This window comes from Bradyrhizobium sp. CCBAU 45384, from assembly GCF_028128665.1.
GTDB classification, from domain to species: domain Bacteria; phylum Pseudomonadota; class Alphaproteobacteria; order Rhizobiales; family Xanthobacteraceae; genus Bradyrhizobium; species Bradyrhizobium manausense.
Genome location: NZ_LBIZ01000103.1, coordinates 31741 through 44863, shown reverse-complemented (window position 1 = coordinate 44863; position 13123 = coordinate 31741). Strand labels below are relative to the sequence as shown.

At 64.5% G+C, this 13123-nt stretch carries 12 protein-coding genes; 6 read left to right on the top strand and 6 right to left on the bottom strand.

What is annotated here, in order from left to right; translation table 11 throughout:
• Positions 1-105: 105 nt before the first annotated feature.
• A complete protein-coding gene (aroQ, locus tag XH80_RS14230; RefSeq protein ID WP_271599096.1) occupies positions 106-537 on the bottom strand; it encodes a type II 3-dehydroquinate dehydratase in 432 nt (143 codons plus the stop codon).
• 339 nt (positions 538-876) lie between these two features.
• Between aroQ and hemA the strand changes: the two genes are divergently transcribed.
• Together hemA and XH80_RS14220 are read left to right on the top strand one after the other, a co-directional pair.
• A complete protein-coding gene (gene hemA, locus XH80_RS14225) occupies positions 877-2106 on the top strand; it encodes a 5-aminolevulinate synthase (RefSeq protein ID WP_271599095.1) in 1230 nt (409 codons plus the stop codon).
• 155 nt (positions 2107-2261) lie between these two features.
• On the top strand, positions 2262-5771 hold the full coding sequence (locus tag XH80_RS14220) for a PAS domain-containing hybrid sensor histidine kinase/response regulator (protein ID WP_271599094.1): 3510 nt from the start codon (positions 2262-2264) through the stop codon (positions 5769-5771).
• Positions 5772-5796: 25 nt separating this feature from the next.
• Here the strand turns inward: XH80_RS14220 and XH80_RS14215 are convergent, their stop codons facing one another.
• On the bottom strand, positions 5797-6828 hold the full coding sequence (locus XH80_RS14215) for an alpha/beta fold hydrolase (protein ID WP_271599093.1): 1032 nt from the start codon (positions 6826-6828) through the stop codon (positions 5797-5799).
• A gap of 508 nt (positions 6829-7336) precedes the next feature.
• The gene (locus XH80_RS14210) at positions 7337-8008 is read right to left on the bottom strand and encodes a response regulator (protein WP_057746103.1); all 672 of its coding nucleotides are present in this window, start codon (positions 8006-8008) and stop codon (positions 7337-7339) included.
• Between the two features lie 303 nt (positions 8009-8311).
• Between XH80_RS14210 and XH80_RS14205 the strand changes: the two genes are divergently transcribed.
• The gene (locus XH80_RS14205) at positions 8312-10015 is read left to right on the top strand and encodes an MFS transporter (RefSeq protein ID WP_271599092.1); all 1704 of its coding nucleotides are present in this window, start codon (positions 8312-8314) and stop codon (positions 10013-10015) included.
• A 66-nt stretch (positions 10016-10081) separates the two neighbouring features.
• Here XH80_RS14205 and XH80_RS14200 read toward each other — a convergent pair whose 3' ends face one another.
• From XH80_RS14200 to XH80_RS14190, 3 genes are all read right to left on the bottom strand, one after another.
• Complete coding sequence (locus XH80_RS14200; RefSeq protein ID WP_271599091.1) at positions 10082-10555, bottom strand: secondary thiamine-phosphate synthase enzyme YjbQ; 474 nt, start codon at positions 10553-10555, stop codon at positions 10082-10084.
• Between the two features lie 141 nt (positions 10556-10696).
• Positions 10697-11215, bottom strand: coding sequence for a hypothetical protein (locus XH80_RS14195; RefSeq protein ID WP_271599090.1), 519 nt, complete (start codon positions 11213-11215; stop codon positions 10697-10699).
• Between the two features lie 42 nt (positions 11216-11257).
• Positions 11258-11719 carry a hypothetical protein gene (locus XH80_RS14190; RefSeq protein WP_271599192.1) on the bottom strand — a complete coding sequence of 154 codons (462 nt, stop codon included), beginning with the start codon at positions 11717-11719 and terminating at the stop codon, positions 11258-11260.
• Between XH80_RS14190 and XH80_RS14185 the strand changes: the two genes are divergently transcribed.
• The 3 genes from XH80_RS14185 to XH80_RS14175 all read left to right on the top strand — a co-directional run bounded on the left by XH80_RS14185 (position 11600) and on the right by XH80_RS14175 (position 13119).
• A complete protein-coding gene (locus tag XH80_RS14185; RefSeq protein WP_220006779.1) occupies positions 11600-11974 on the top strand; it encodes an AtpZ/AtpI family protein in 375 nt (124 codons plus the stop codon). The two genes, XH80_RS14190 and XH80_RS14185, sit on opposite strands and share 120 nt — an antisense overlap.
• A gap of 114 nt (positions 11975-12088) precedes the next feature.
• Positions 12089-12838, top strand: a complete 750-nt coding sequence (locus tag XH80_RS14180) for a F0F1 ATP synthase subunit A (RefSeq protein WP_271599089.1) — start codon at positions 12089-12091, stop codon at positions 12836-12838.
• A 53-nt stretch (positions 12839-12891) separates the two neighbouring features.
• Entirely contained in the window at positions 12892-13119 is a 228-nt protein-coding gene (locus tag XH80_RS14175) for a F0F1 ATP synthase subunit C (protein ID WP_018643436.1), read from the top strand.
• Positions 13120-13123: the final 4 nt, after the last annotated feature.

Genomic DNA, 13123 nt, shown 5'->3' with positions numbered 1-13123 from the left:
CTGACGTGGAAGCAAGTTCGTGAATGCCCGGGCCTTCGCCTCGCCGAAGCGGCTTCGGCCGCGCAGGCGGGACCAGCCCGGGCATGACGCGTTCGCAGCAACACCTCACTTCATATTTGCGATGGCGTGCAGCGCCGCGATGTAGCCGAACGGCCCCAGCCCGCAGATCACGCCCGTTGCCACGAACGAGATCTTGGAGCGGCGATGATATTCGTCGCGGGCATGGATGTTGGAGATGTGCACCTCCAGCACCGGGCCCTCGAATATCTTGATCGCATCCATGATCGAGACCGAGGTGAAGGACAGGCCGGCCGGATTGATGACGATGGCATCGGCATCCCGCCGCGCCGACTGGATCAGATCGACGAGCACGCCTTCATGGTTGGACTGGTGGAAGACGAGCTTGAGCCCGAGCTTGGCGGCGGCATCCTCACAGCTCGCATTGACCTCTGCGAGCGTCGTCGTGCCGTAGATGTGCGGCTCGCGGATGCCGAGCATGTTGAGGTTGGGGCCGTTGAGGATCATCACGCGCTTCATGAAAAGGTCCTTTCGGAGGCAAAAATCGAGCATGCTCTCCGGGCCAATGGCGCATGCGCTGCGAGAATCGGATGGGGTAGAGCCGGCGGCCGCGCTCTAGGAAAGCGTGTGCCGAACCGCGAAGGAAGCCCAGGCCTGACCGAGCCCGCATTCGGCTGATGCTGCAGAGCAACATTCCCTCTCGCGCGAACTTGATCGGGATCAAGTTTAAAATTGCACGATAGGGCATTTTGCCCAAAGGCCCCCCACGGCCAAATGTGGGATAGCGCATAGACATTGGAGTTGGAATAGCTCTAAGGATAAGCGCTGTTTTGGTTAGTTCCGTCTCAGGTTGCACCGATGGATTACGCTGAATTCTTCAATTCCGCCCTGGATCGCCTCCATACCGAGCGCCGCTATCGCGTGTTCGCCGATCTGGAGCGCACGGCCGGCCGGTTCCCGCACGCGGTCTGGCATTCGCCGAAGGGCAAGCGCGACGTCGTGATCTGGTGCTCCAACGATTACCTCGGCATGGGCCAGCACCCGAAAGTGGTCGGCGCCATGGTCGAGACCGCGACCCGCGTCGGCACCGGCGCCGGCGGAACCCGCAACATCGCCGGCACGCATCATCCGCTGGTGCAGCTCGAGGCCGAGCTCGCCGACCTCCATGGCAAGGAAGCCGCGCTGCTGTTCACCTCGGGCTATGTCTCGAACCAGACCGGCATCGCCACCATTGCCAAGCTCATTCCGAATTGCCTGATCCTGTCGGACGAGCTCAACCACAATTCAATGATCGAAGGCATCCGCCAGTCCGGCTGCGAGCGGGTCGTGTTCCGCCACAACGATCTGGCCGATCTCGAAGCGAAGCTGAAGGCCGCAGGCGAGAGCCGGCCGAAGCTGATCGCCTGCGAGAGCCTCTATTCCATGGACGGCGACGTCGCCCCGCTGGCCAGGATCTGCGATCTCGCCGAGAGGTATCATGCGATGACTTACGTGGACGAGGTCCACGCCGTCGGCATGTATGGCCCGCGCGGCGGCGGCATCGCCGAGCGGGACGGCGTCATGCATCGCATCGACATTCTCGAAGGCACGCTGGCGAAAGCGTTCGGCTGCCTCGGCGGCTACATCGCCGGCAACGGCCACATCATCGACGCCGTGCGCTCCTATGCGCCGGGCTTCATCTTCACCACCGCGCTGCCGCCGGCGATCTGCTCGGCCGCAACCGCCGCGATCAAGCATCTGAAGACCTCGAGCTGGGAGCGCGAGCGCCATCAGGACCGCGCCGCCCGTGTCAAGGCGATCCTCAATGCCGCGGGTCTCCCGGTGATGTCGAACGACACCCACATCGTGCCGCTGTTCGTCGGCGATCCCGAGAAGTGCAAGCAGGCCTCGGACATGCTGCTCGAGGATCACGGCATCTACATCCAGCCGATCAACTATCCCACCGTCGCCAAGGGCACCGAGCGCCTGCGCATCACGCCCTCGCCCTATCATGACGACGGCCTGATCGATCAGCTCGCCGAAGCGCTGCTGCAGGTGTGGGACCGGCTGGGCCTGCCGCTGAGCGAGAAGTCGCTGGCGGCGGAGTAGGCCAGGACGACGATGGGGTTGGCACCTTAACGACAACCCCGGTTCCCGCCCGATCCCGGCATTTCGCTGTCGCCTCTACTCTCCCAACGCGCTAGATTTGCTGGGAAAATGAGATCGGGCACGGATTGTCGCGCCCAGGGAGACGCACGCTCGCCATGCTGCACGATTGGGGCGTGATTGCTACCGCCTTCGGCTATATCGGCTTCCTGTTCCTGGTGGCGAGCCACGGCGACCGCCGTTCGCCGGCCGGCCCCGGCCGCGCGTCCGGGCTGATCTATCCGCTGTCGCTGGCGATCTACTGCACCTCCTGGACCTTCTTCGGCTCGGTCGGCTTTGCCACCCGCACCTCGACCGACTTCCTCGCGATCTATGTCGGTCCGATCCTGATGATCGGCCTCGGCGCCGGCGTGCTTCGCCGCGTGATCCAGCTCGCGAAGGCGCACAACATCACCTCGATCGCCGACTTCATCGGCGCGCGCTACGGCAAGAGCCAGGCCGTGGCGGCGACGGTGGCGCTGATCGCCATCATCGGCTCGGTGCCCTACATCGCTCTGCAGCTCAAGGCGGTCGCCTCCTCGCTCGCAGTCATCCTGAGCGAGGACCAGGCGTTCTCCCACATCCCGATCCTCGGTGACATCGCGCTGATGGTGACGCTGGCGATGGCGGCGTTCGCGGTGCTGTTCGGCACGCGGCAGACCGACGCCACCGAGCATCAGCACGGCCTGATGCTGGCGGTTGCGACCGAATCCACCATCAAGCTGGCAGCCTTCCTCTCCGCCGGCATCTTCGTCACCTTCTGGATGTTCTCGCCGCACGAACTGATCGAGCGCGCGATGAAGACACCGGAGGCGGTGCGCGCCATCGAGTATTCGCCGTCGATCGGCAACTTCCTCACCATGACGCTGCTGTCGCTGTGCGCGGTCATGCTGCTGCCACGGCAGTTTCACGTCAGCGTGGTCGAGAATTCCAGCGATGCCGAGGTCAGCCGCGCGCGCTGGCTGTTCCCGCTCTATCTCGTCGCCATCAATGTGTTCGTGATCCCGATCGCGCTCGCCGGCCTGATCACCTTCCCGTTCGGTGCGGCCGATCCCGACATGTATGTGCTGGCCCTGCCGATGGAGGGCGGCGCAGGACTTCTCAGCGTCGCCGTCTTCGTCGGCGGCCTGTCGGCGGCGACCGCGATGGTGATCGTCGAATGCGTCGCGCTCTCGATCATGGTTTCGAACGACCTCGTGGTGCCGCTGGTGCTGCAACGTCGGCCCGAGGGGCGCGCAGGCGGCACCGCTTTCGGCGACTTCCTGCTGCGCTCGCGGCGGCTTGCGATCTTTGCCATCATGGTGATGGCCTATTTCTACTATCGCGCGCTCGGCAACACCCAGCTTGCGGCGATCGGCCTGTTGTCCTTTGCCGCCATCGCGCAGCTCGCACCCGCCTTTTTCGGCGGACTGTTGTGGCGGCGGGCGACCGCGCGCGGTGCCATCGGCGGCATGCTGGTCGGCTTCGCGGTGTGGTTCTACACGCTGTTCCTGCCGAGCTTCATGGACTCCTCGACCGCAGGCCTGCTGTTGCTCCAGCACGGCCCCTTCGGCATCGAGGCGCTGAGGCCGCAGGCGCTGTTCGGCGCCGATTTGCCACCGCTGATGCACGGCGTGGTCTGGTCGCTCTCGCTCAACATCCTCACCTATGTGCTGCTGTCGCTGGCGCGGCAGCCTTCGTCCATCGAGCTGGTGCAGGCCGATCTGTTCGTGCCCAACACGCTCGCGCCGATCGCGCCGAACTTCCGCCGCTGGCGCACCACCATCACGGTGCAGGACATCCAGGCCACGGTGACGCAATATCTCGGGCCTGAGCGCACCCAGCACTCGTTCGAAGCTTTCTCGGCGCGGCGCAACATGCGGCTGGAGCCGGGAGCGCCCGCCGATTTCGAGCTGCTGCAGCACGCCGAGCACCTGATCGCCTCCTCGATCGGGGCCGCGTCCTCGCGCCTCGTGATGTCGCTGCTGCTGCGCAAGCGCACGGTCTCCGCCAAGGCCGCACTCAAGCTGCTCGATGATTCGCATGCGGCCCTGCATTTCAACCGCGAGATCCTGCAGACCGCGCTCAACCATGTGCGGCAGGGCATCGCGGTGTTCGACGCCGATTTGCACCTGATCTGCTCCAACCGGCAGTTCGGCGACCTGCTCAACGTGCCCCCGCATTTCATCCAGTTCGGCACGCCGCTGCGCGAAATCCTGGAATTCATGGGCGTGAGCGATCCCGCCGATCAATCTGGTCGCGAGGCGATGATCGAGCAGCGGCTGGTGGCCTACACCACCGACGGCGAGCCCTATCTCGAACGCCTGCCGGAACGCCACATGGTGATCGAGGTGCTCACCAACCGCATGCCCGGCGGCGGCTTCGTCATCACCTTCACCGACGTCACGCCCAGCTTCGAGGCGGCGGAAGCGCTGGAGCGCGCCAATGCGACGCTGGAAAAGCGGGTGCGCGACCGCACTGAAGAATTGACGCGGCTGAATTCGGAGCTGGCGCGGGCCAAGAGCACCGCGGAGGACGCCAGCATCTCCAAGACGCGCTTCCTCGCCGCCGCCAGCCACGACATTCTGCAGCCGCTGAATGCGGCGCGGCTCTATGTCACGAGCCTGGTCGAGCGCCAGCACAATGGCGAGGAGACGCGGCTGGTCGAGAACATCGATGAATCGCTGCAGGCGATCGAGGAGATCCTCGGCGCGCTGCTCGACATCTCCCGGCTCGATGCCGGCGCGATGGCAATCTCGATTTCGAGCTTCAAGATGGCCGATCTGATGCGCTCGCTGGAGATCGAATTTGCCCCGATCGCGCGCGCCAAGGGCCTCGATCTCACCTTCGTGCCCTGCTCGCTGCCGGTCGAGTCGGACCGGCTGCTGCTGCGGCGGCTGCTCCAGAACCTGATCTCGAACGCGATCAAATATACGCCACGCGGACGCGTGCTGGTCGGCTGCCGCCGCCGCGGAGACTCGCTCGCCATCAACGTCTACGACACCGGCGTCGGCATCCCCGCGGTCAAGCGCGGCGAGATCTTCAAGGAGTTCCACCGCCTCGAGCAGGGCGCGCGGATCGCGCGCGGCCTTGGCCTCGGGCTCTCGATCGTCGAGCGGCTGGCGCGCGTGCTGGGCCACAGCATCTCCATCGACGCCAACAGGAGCGGCGGCTCGCTGTTTTCCGTGACGGTGCCGACGGCCAAGGCGGTGACGCTGACCGCGGCGGTGACCAGTGCAACGCCACTGGCGCGCACGCCGATCTCGGGCGCGCTGATCGTCTGCATCGAGAATGATGCGGCGATCCTCGACGGCATGCGGACGCTGCTGAAGGCCTGGGACGCCGAGGTGATCGCGGTCACCGATCCCGAAGGCGCGATCGCGGCGATCGAGGCGGCCGGCAAGCGCGTGACCGGGCTACTCGTCGACTATCACCTCGACCGCGGCAACGGCATCGCCGCCATCCGCGAGATTCGCCGCCGCTTCGGCGACTCCATCCCCGCGATCCTGATCACCGCCGACCGCAGCCCGGCCGTGCAAAGCGCCGCGCGCGACGAGAAGATCGCGGTGCTGAACAAGCCGGTGAAGCCGGCCTCGCTGCGCGCCTTGCTCGGGCAGTGGCGCACGCAGCAGATGGTGGCGGCGGAGTAAGGCCGGCCGCCGCCATCGACAATTCTCAAGCGCCAGCGTCGACATCGATCACGGCCTTGGCAAAGGCCTGAGGCGCTTCCTGCGGCAGATTGTGACCGATGCCGCCGGTGATCAGGCGATGATCGTAGCGGCCGGAGAATTTCTTGGCGTAGGCGCCGGGATCGGGATGCGGCGCGCCGTTGGCATCGCCCTCCATCGTGATCGTGGGCACGCTGATGATGGGAGCAGAAGCGAGCTTCTGTTCGATCTCCTCGTACTTCGCCTCGCCCTTTTCGAGCGCGAGTCGCCAGCGGTAATTGTGGATCGAGATCGCGACGTGATCCTTGTTATCGAGCGAAGCCGCGCTGCGATCGAAAGTGGCGTCGTCGAACTTCCATTGCGGCGAGGCCAGTTTCCAGATCAGCTTGGCGAAATCATGCGTGTACTTCTCGTAGCCGGCGCGGCCGCGCTCGGTGGCGAAATAGAACTGGTACCACCATTGCAGCTCGGCCGCCGGCGGCAACGGCGCGCTGCCCGCCGCCTGGCTGGAGATCAGATAGCCGCTGACCGATACCAGCGCGCGGCAGCGCTCCGGCCACAGCGCGGCGATGATATCGCAGGTGCGCGCGCCCCAGTCGAAGCCGGCAAGGACGGCCTTCTTGATGTCGAGCGCATCCATCAGCGCGATGATGTCGACCGCCAGCGCCGCCGGCTCGCCGTTGCGCGGCGTCTCGCTGGAGAGGAAGTTCGTCGTGCCATAGCCACGCAAATGCGGGATGATGACGCGATAGCCGGCCTTGGCCAGGATCGGCGCAACGTCGATGAAGGCGTGAATGTCGTAGGGCCAGCCGTGCAGCAGGATCGCCACCGGTCCGGTGGCGGGACCTGCTTCGGCGTAACCGACGTCGAGGACGCCGGCATTGATCTGCTTGATCGTGCCGAAGGATGCGTTCGATGCTAGCGACGGCGCGGCTGACGTCTCGGCGTGCGCCAGGTCGATCACGCCGAGGCTGGCGGCAGCGGCTGTGGCTGCGATGCCGAGGAACTGGCGGCGATGCTGATCGATCATCTGTGTCATGGTCTTGGTTCCTTGTTAGTTGCTGACGTCGCTGTCGGACACGCATCTTGCGCTCATGAGCGCCTCGTTGCAGCTACGCAACTGACTATCAGCGTGTTACGCGGGACGCCCGTTTGGACTTGTGAGAAGTTGTGAGGCACTCCATCAAAAGCCCGTCATTGCGAGGAGCTCTTGCGACGAAGCAATCAAGAATCCCTCCGCGGAAAGACTCTGGATTGCTTCGCTGCGCTCGCAATGACGGAGCAAGAGGGGCATTGCAGTCCTCCAAATGACGCTGTCATTCCCCGAGCGCCGAAGCTTTGAGCGTAGGCGGCAGGCGGGAAATCCAGTACGACGCGGCCTCTCGGCTCAATCATTGATTGCGCTTCCACCTTCGCTCTGCGGCTTCGGCGGACAAGTCGCGCGCCCGAAATGACGGTCGAGCCTTTTGCCCGGATTACGCTTTCCACCTTCGCTCTGCGAGCCACGGCGGGACAAGCCGCTTCATCCGGGCTACAGCAGCCGGTAGCTACCCCGTCGGCGTGCCCTGCTTCCACTGGCCGCCGGCGATCTTGGCGGCGGCGATCACGGCCTGGGTGCGGCTCTCGACGCCGAGCTTTTGCAGGATGGCCGAGACATGCGCCTTGATGGTCGCCTCGGAGACGCCGAGCTCGTAGGCGATCTGCTTGTTCAGCAATCCCTCCGACAGCATCATCAGCACCCGCACCTGCTGCGGCGTCAGCGTCACCAGGCGGTCGCGCAGCTTGGTCATGTCGGGGTCGGCGGCGGCCGTCAGATCCGTGTCGGCGGGAACCCAGACGTCGCCTTCCATCACCTTGAGGATGGCATCGCGCAGCGTCTCGACGCCAAACCGCTTCGGGATGAAGCCGGAGGCGCCGAAATCGAGCGAGCGGCGGATCGTGGCGCTGTCGTCGGAGGCCGAGACGATCACGACGGGGATCGCCGGATATTGCGCGCGCAGATAGATCAGGCCGGAAAAGCCGGAGATGCCGGGCATCGAGAGGTCGAGCAGGACCAGGTCGACGTCCGAAGTCTGTTCCAGGAGCTTGGTCAGATCGTCGAACGATCCGGCCTCGTCGATCTTCGCGGTCGAGAGAACGCCCGCCACCGCCTGCCGCAGCGCATCACGGAACAGCGGATGGTCATCGGCAATGACGAGATGGGTGGAGGGAGCGTTCATCGATCTCTTGCTGTCGTTGACGTCAGCGCCAGTAATCCTGATGGGCGCGGTGGTCAATTCTTCCCCGCCCGGCCGTGGCATGCAAGAGCACATTATTCCTTTGCCAAAAGGGGGTTAATCCGCAAGCCGCCCGCGACCGCGCGGCACTATAAATCAGCACCGTCAGTCGCGCGTCAGTGCGGAAGGCCGAAAGTCGTATTGGGGCAGGTTTCACGCCGATGTTACCTTGGGGGCAAGACCTGGGTTGATCCGGCATGCCCGGACCGGGACGCGAGGAAACGAGATACGGGGAGCGCATTCACGATGTCCACACTAGCTGCAACGTCGGCTCGGTCGACCGGCATGACGAAGGATGAGCGGTTCGTCATCCTCGCATCGTCACTCGGCACCGTCTTCGAGTGGTACGACTTCTACCTCTACGGATCGCTGGCCGGCATCGTGGGCACGCAGTTCTTCACCATCGCCGGCGCCGACGGCAAGCCGATGTTCGATCAGGCGACGCGCGACATCTTCGCGCTGCTGGCGTTCGCGGCAGGCTTCCTGGTCCGTCCGTTCGGCGCAATCGTGTTCGGTCGGATCGGCGACATCGTCGGCCGCAAATACACCTTCCTCGTCACCATCCTCATCATGGGTCTGTCGACCTTCATCGTCGGCCTGCTGCCGGGTGCCGCGCAGATCGGCATCGCGGCGCCGATCCTGCTGATCGGCCTGCGCCTGCTGCAGGGCCTCGCGCTCGGTGGCGAGTATGGCGGCGCGGCGACCTATGTCGCCGAGCACGCGCCGCCCGGCAAGCGCGGCTATTACACCTCGTTCATCCAGACCACCGCGACGCTCGGCCTGTTCCTGTCGCTGCTGGTGATCCTGTTCACCCGCACCGCGACTGGCGAGCCGGGCTTTGCCGGCGCTCCGGGCGCTTATTGGGGCGGCTGGCGCATTCCGTTCCTGGTTTCGGTGTTCCTGCTCGGCATCTCGGTCTGGATCCGCTTGCGCCTCAACGAGTCGCCCGTGTTCCAGCGGATGAAGGAGGAAGGCAAGACCTCCAAGGCGCCGCTGACCGAAGCCTTCGCCAACTGGAGCAACGCCAAGATCGTGATCCTGGCGCTGATCGGCCTGACCATGGGCCAGGCGGTGATCTGGTACACGGGCCAGTTCTACGCGCTGTTCTTCCTGCAATCGATCCTGAAGGTCGACGGCTACACCGCCAACCTGCTGATCGCCTGGTCGCTGCTGCTCGGCACCGGCTTCTTCCTGGTGTTCGGCGCGCTGTCCGACCGGATCGGCCGCAAGCCGATCATCCTGTCGGGCTGCCTGATCGGTGCACTGACCCTGTTCCCGATCTTCAAGATGATCTCGTCCAACGCCAACCCGGCGCTGGAAAAGGCCTATGAGACGGTCAAGGTGCAGGTGGTGGCGGATCCCGCAGGCTGCGGCGATCTGTTCAACCCGGTCGGCACCCGCGTCTTCACCGCGCCTTGCGACACGGCACGCGCCTTCCTCGCGCAATCGTCGGTGAAGTACACCACGGTTCCGGGACCCGCGGGCGCCGTGAAGATCCTCGTCAACGACAAGGAAGTGCCCTACACGGACGCCAAGACGTCGAACCCCGCGATCACCACGGCAGTGCAGGCGGCGGGCTATCCGAAGCCGGGTGACGCGGGCATCGTCAAGATGTCGAATCCGTTCGACATCTTCCGTCCGCAGGTGTCGGCGACCATCGGCCTGCTGTTCATCCTCGTGATCTACGTCACCATGGTGTACGGCCCGATCGCGGCGATGCTGGTCGAACTGTTCCCGACCCGCATCCGTTACACCTCGATGTCGCTGCCTTATCACATCGGCAACGGCTGGTTCGGGGGCCTGTTGCCCGCATCCGCTTTCGCGATCACCGCAGCGAGCGGCGATATCTACGCGGGCCTGTGGTACCCCGTCGTGTTCGCGGCCATCACGGCGGTGGTCGGCTTCCTGTTCGTCCCCGAGACAAAGGACGTCGACATCACCAAGTCCTGATCGCGCGTCGCGAGACGCCGACAAAGCCGGCCGCGGAGAAATCCGCGGCCGGTTTGCTTTTGGGCTCTAGTGATTGCTGCCGATGAATTGCAGCACGATCTCCCGGCGATGCGGACGGCTGCGGTGCTCGACGAGGTAGATCGCCTGCCAGGTGCCGAGCGCGAGCTTGCCGCCCAACACCGGCACCTGCAGCGAGGTCTGCGTCAGCATCGTCTTGACATGCGCCGGCATGTCGTCCGGCCCCTCCGTGTCGTGTGTCCACGGCACGCTTTCCGGCGCGAGCCGCGACAGCGCGGTGGTGAGATCGACCAGCACGGACGGATCGGCGTTCTCCTGGATGGTCAGCGACGCCGAGGTGTGGCGGATGAACAGCGTCAGCGCGCCGTCGCTTGCGTGGGCCTCGTGGACGAATTTTGCGGCCTCGCTGGTGAGATCGGTGAAGCCGCGGCCCTTCGTCTGCACGGTGAGCAGCGATGAGACGATCGTGGTGGCTTGCACCGAAGATGGCGTGGAGCGGATGATGGATTTGGCCGATGTCATCGAAGGTCTCTCAACGCGCAAGGTGCCGTAGTGCCGTAGGGTGGGCAAAGCAGAGCGTGCCCACGAAATCCGTGCGACGATATCCAGATGGTGGGCACGGCGCGATGCGCCTTTGCCCACCCTACGGCACCGCGTGGTGTATCAAATCCTCCCCGACACGTCCTTCTGCACGCGGTTGGCCATGTCGATCAGGCGGCGCCAGGCCCTTTCCAGGAACGACATCGCGCGGTCGAGGTCCTGGTCGCTCGGCAGCGGAATCTCGAGCTTGCGCTCGCCCTCGGCGACCTTTGGCTCGGCCTTTTTCAGCGGGTCGGATTTCGGCAGCGCTTCGTCGATCTTGCCGGAGACTGTGGGCCCGGCGGCGAGCTGCCCCTTGAGCTTCTCGACCTCGGCCTGGAGGCGGCCGATCTCGGCATCGAGTGCAGAACGCTCGTCAGGCACGGCGTAGCAGGCCCAGCCGGCGCCATTCTTGCTGCAGGTCGAGACCGTGCCGGTGCGGGTGTCGAGCCGCAGCACGCCTTCGGGGATCGGCGTCATGGTATAGCGGCCATTTTCGCCGTCGGGCGCGGATTGCGCGGCAACCAGGCTGCCGCTGACCGCCGTCATCGCGACGATGGCCGCCGCACACCATGATGTTGTGGATGGTTTTGCAGGTCTCATCGTGCTCTCCGCCACGCCGCGCAGGTGGCACATCATCGAATTCTACACCCCTGCGGCCGACCGCGCATCGCCGGCGCGCGCGAATCCGCCGCCTGAACCGCACCTTGCGGAATCAATGATGACGGCCATCCCTTTGATCCCGAGAGCGCGGCGAAATGTCGACTGCGGCGGCAGATCACGCGGCGAGCTGCTGCGGTGCGGCGTCACGCTGTGTGCAGCGCTTGCGCGCAGGTCGATATCTCCAGTAAAATCAGCTATATAGCTGATCACGACGCGATCGTGACTTGGCTTGACTTGATTATGTGCGGTCAGTATGGTCCGCGCGGCTTTTGAGGGTGGCGGGCGTAATTTCCATTCAACCGCAGCGTTTCGGGTCTTCGTGGCATGGCTCAAGACACGGGACACAACGGGAATGGAGATCGCGATAGATCGCCCGAGGAAGCTGCGCTTTCCGAACGGCTCGGAAGTCTCGACCAGCGGTTGTCCGAATTTCGCGGCCGCCACGTCAAGACCGAGCAACCCGCAGGTGACGGTGGAGACGGAGCGGCCAGAGCCTCGGCGATGGCGCTTGGTTTTCGGTTATCCTCCGAGTTGGTCGCCGGTGTCGCTGTCGGAGCGGGGATTGGCTGGGGTTTCGACCGCTTGCTGTCGACGTCGCCTTTCGGATTTATCGTGTTCCTGCTGCTGGGCTTCGTGGCCGGCGTGGTGAATGTGGTGAGGTCGGCGGGCGCAGGTCAGAACAGGCGTGGTGGTTCGTAAGGCCAATCCGCACACGGAGAGGAATTGTCGCGCCGGGATCCCCGGTGCGGGCCGGCCCGGCCGGCAGAATCGAGACACGCCGGCTCGTCCGGCAGACCAAGAGATGCCGCGCCGATGAAAATCGATCCGATCCACCAATTCAACATCGAGCCTCTCTTCACGATCGGCCATATCGGCCATCAGACGATCGCCTTCACCAATTCGTCGCTCTACATGCTGGTGGCCGTCGTCATCATCTCGCTCCTGATGCTCGCCAGCGGCACGCAGCTGGTTCCCGGGCGCCTGCAGTCGGTCGCCGAAATCTCCTACGAGTTCATTGCCGCCACGATCCGCGGCAACGCCGGCGCGGAAGGCATGAAATTCTTCCCGCTGATCTTCTCGCTGTTCATGTTCATCTGCGTCTCGAATCTCGTGGGCATCATCCCCTACACCTTCACGATTTCGAGCCACATTATCGTCACCGTAGCGCTGGCGCTGCTGGTCTTCTTCACCGTGCTGATCTACGGCGTCGCCAAGAACGGCTTGAAATTCTTCAAGATCTTCGTTCCCCACGGCGTCCCCGGCTACATCCTGCCGCTGGTCATGTTCATCGAGATCCTGTCGTTCTTCCTGCGGCCGGTCTCGCACAGCATCCGTCTGTTCGCCAACATGCTGGCCGGCCACATCGCGCTGAAGGTGTTCGCGGGCTTCGTCGCCATGCTCGGCTTCTCGCTCGGCGCCATCGGCTGGGTCGGCGGCGTGCTGCCGCTGGCACTCACCATCGCGCTGTACGCCCTCGAGATCCTGGTCGCGTTCCTGCAAGCCTATGTGTTTGCGATCCTGACCGTCATCTACCTCAACGACGCCATTCATCCGGGACACTGAGCGGTCCGGGGAATTTCCACCCACAACCCAATCTTTCTTCCAAGGAGTCTAAAATGGATCCGGCAGCAGCAAAACTTATCGGCGCGGGCATCGCGTGCATCGGCATGGGCGGTGCGGGCGTCGGCGTGGGCGTGATCTTCGGCAACTACCTCGCCGCAGCCGTCCGCAACCCGTCGGCCGCTCAGGGCCAGTTCGGCAACCTGATCTTCGGCTTCGCCGTGACCGAAGCGCTCGGCATCTTCTCGCTGCTGATCGCGCTGCTTCTGCTGTTCGTTTTCTAAAGAA

Excerpts from the sequence above, each read along its gene's own strand:
- aroQ (WP_271599096.1), bottom strand. The coding sequence starts at position 537 with ATGAAGCGCGTGATGATCCTCAACGGCCCCAACCTCAACATGCTCGGC.
- hemA (WP_271599095.1), top strand. The coding sequence starts at position 877 with ATGGATTACGCTGAATTCTTCAATTCCGCCCTGGATCGCCTCCATACC.
- XH80_RS14220 (WP_271599094.1), top strand. The coding sequence starts at position 2,262 with ATGCTGCACGATTGGGGCGTGATTGCTACCGCCTTCGGCTATATCGGC.
- XH80_RS14215 (WP_271599093.1), bottom strand. The coding sequence starts at position 6,828 with ATGACACAGATGATCGATCAGCATCGCCGCCAGTTCCTCGGCATCGCA.
- XH80_RS14210 (WP_057746103.1), bottom strand. The coding sequence starts at position 8,008 with ATGAACGCTCCCTCCACCCATCTCGTCATTGCCGATGACCATCCGCTG.
- XH80_RS14205 (WP_271599092.1), top strand. The coding sequence starts at position 8,312 with ATGTCCACACTAGCTGCAACGTCGGCTCGGTCGACCGGCATGACGAAG.
- XH80_RS14200 (WP_271599091.1), bottom strand. The coding sequence starts at position 10,555 with ATGACATCGGCCAAATCCATCATCCGCTCCACGCCATCTTCGGTGCAA.
- XH80_RS14195 (WP_271599090.1), bottom strand. The coding sequence starts at position 11,215 with ATGAGACCTGCAAAACCATCCACAACATCATGGTGTGCGGCGGCCATC.
- XH80_RS14185 (WP_220006779.1), top strand. The coding sequence starts at position 11,600 with ATGGCTCAAGACACGGGACACAACGGGAATGGAGATCGCGATAGATCG.
- XH80_RS14180 (WP_271599089.1), top strand. The coding sequence starts at position 12,089 with ATGAAAATCGATCCGATCCACCAATTCAACATCGAGCCTCTCTTCACG.
- XH80_RS14175 (WP_018643436.1), top strand. The coding sequence starts at position 12,892 with ATGGATCCGGCAGCAGCAAAACTTATCGGCGCGGGCATCGCGTGCATC.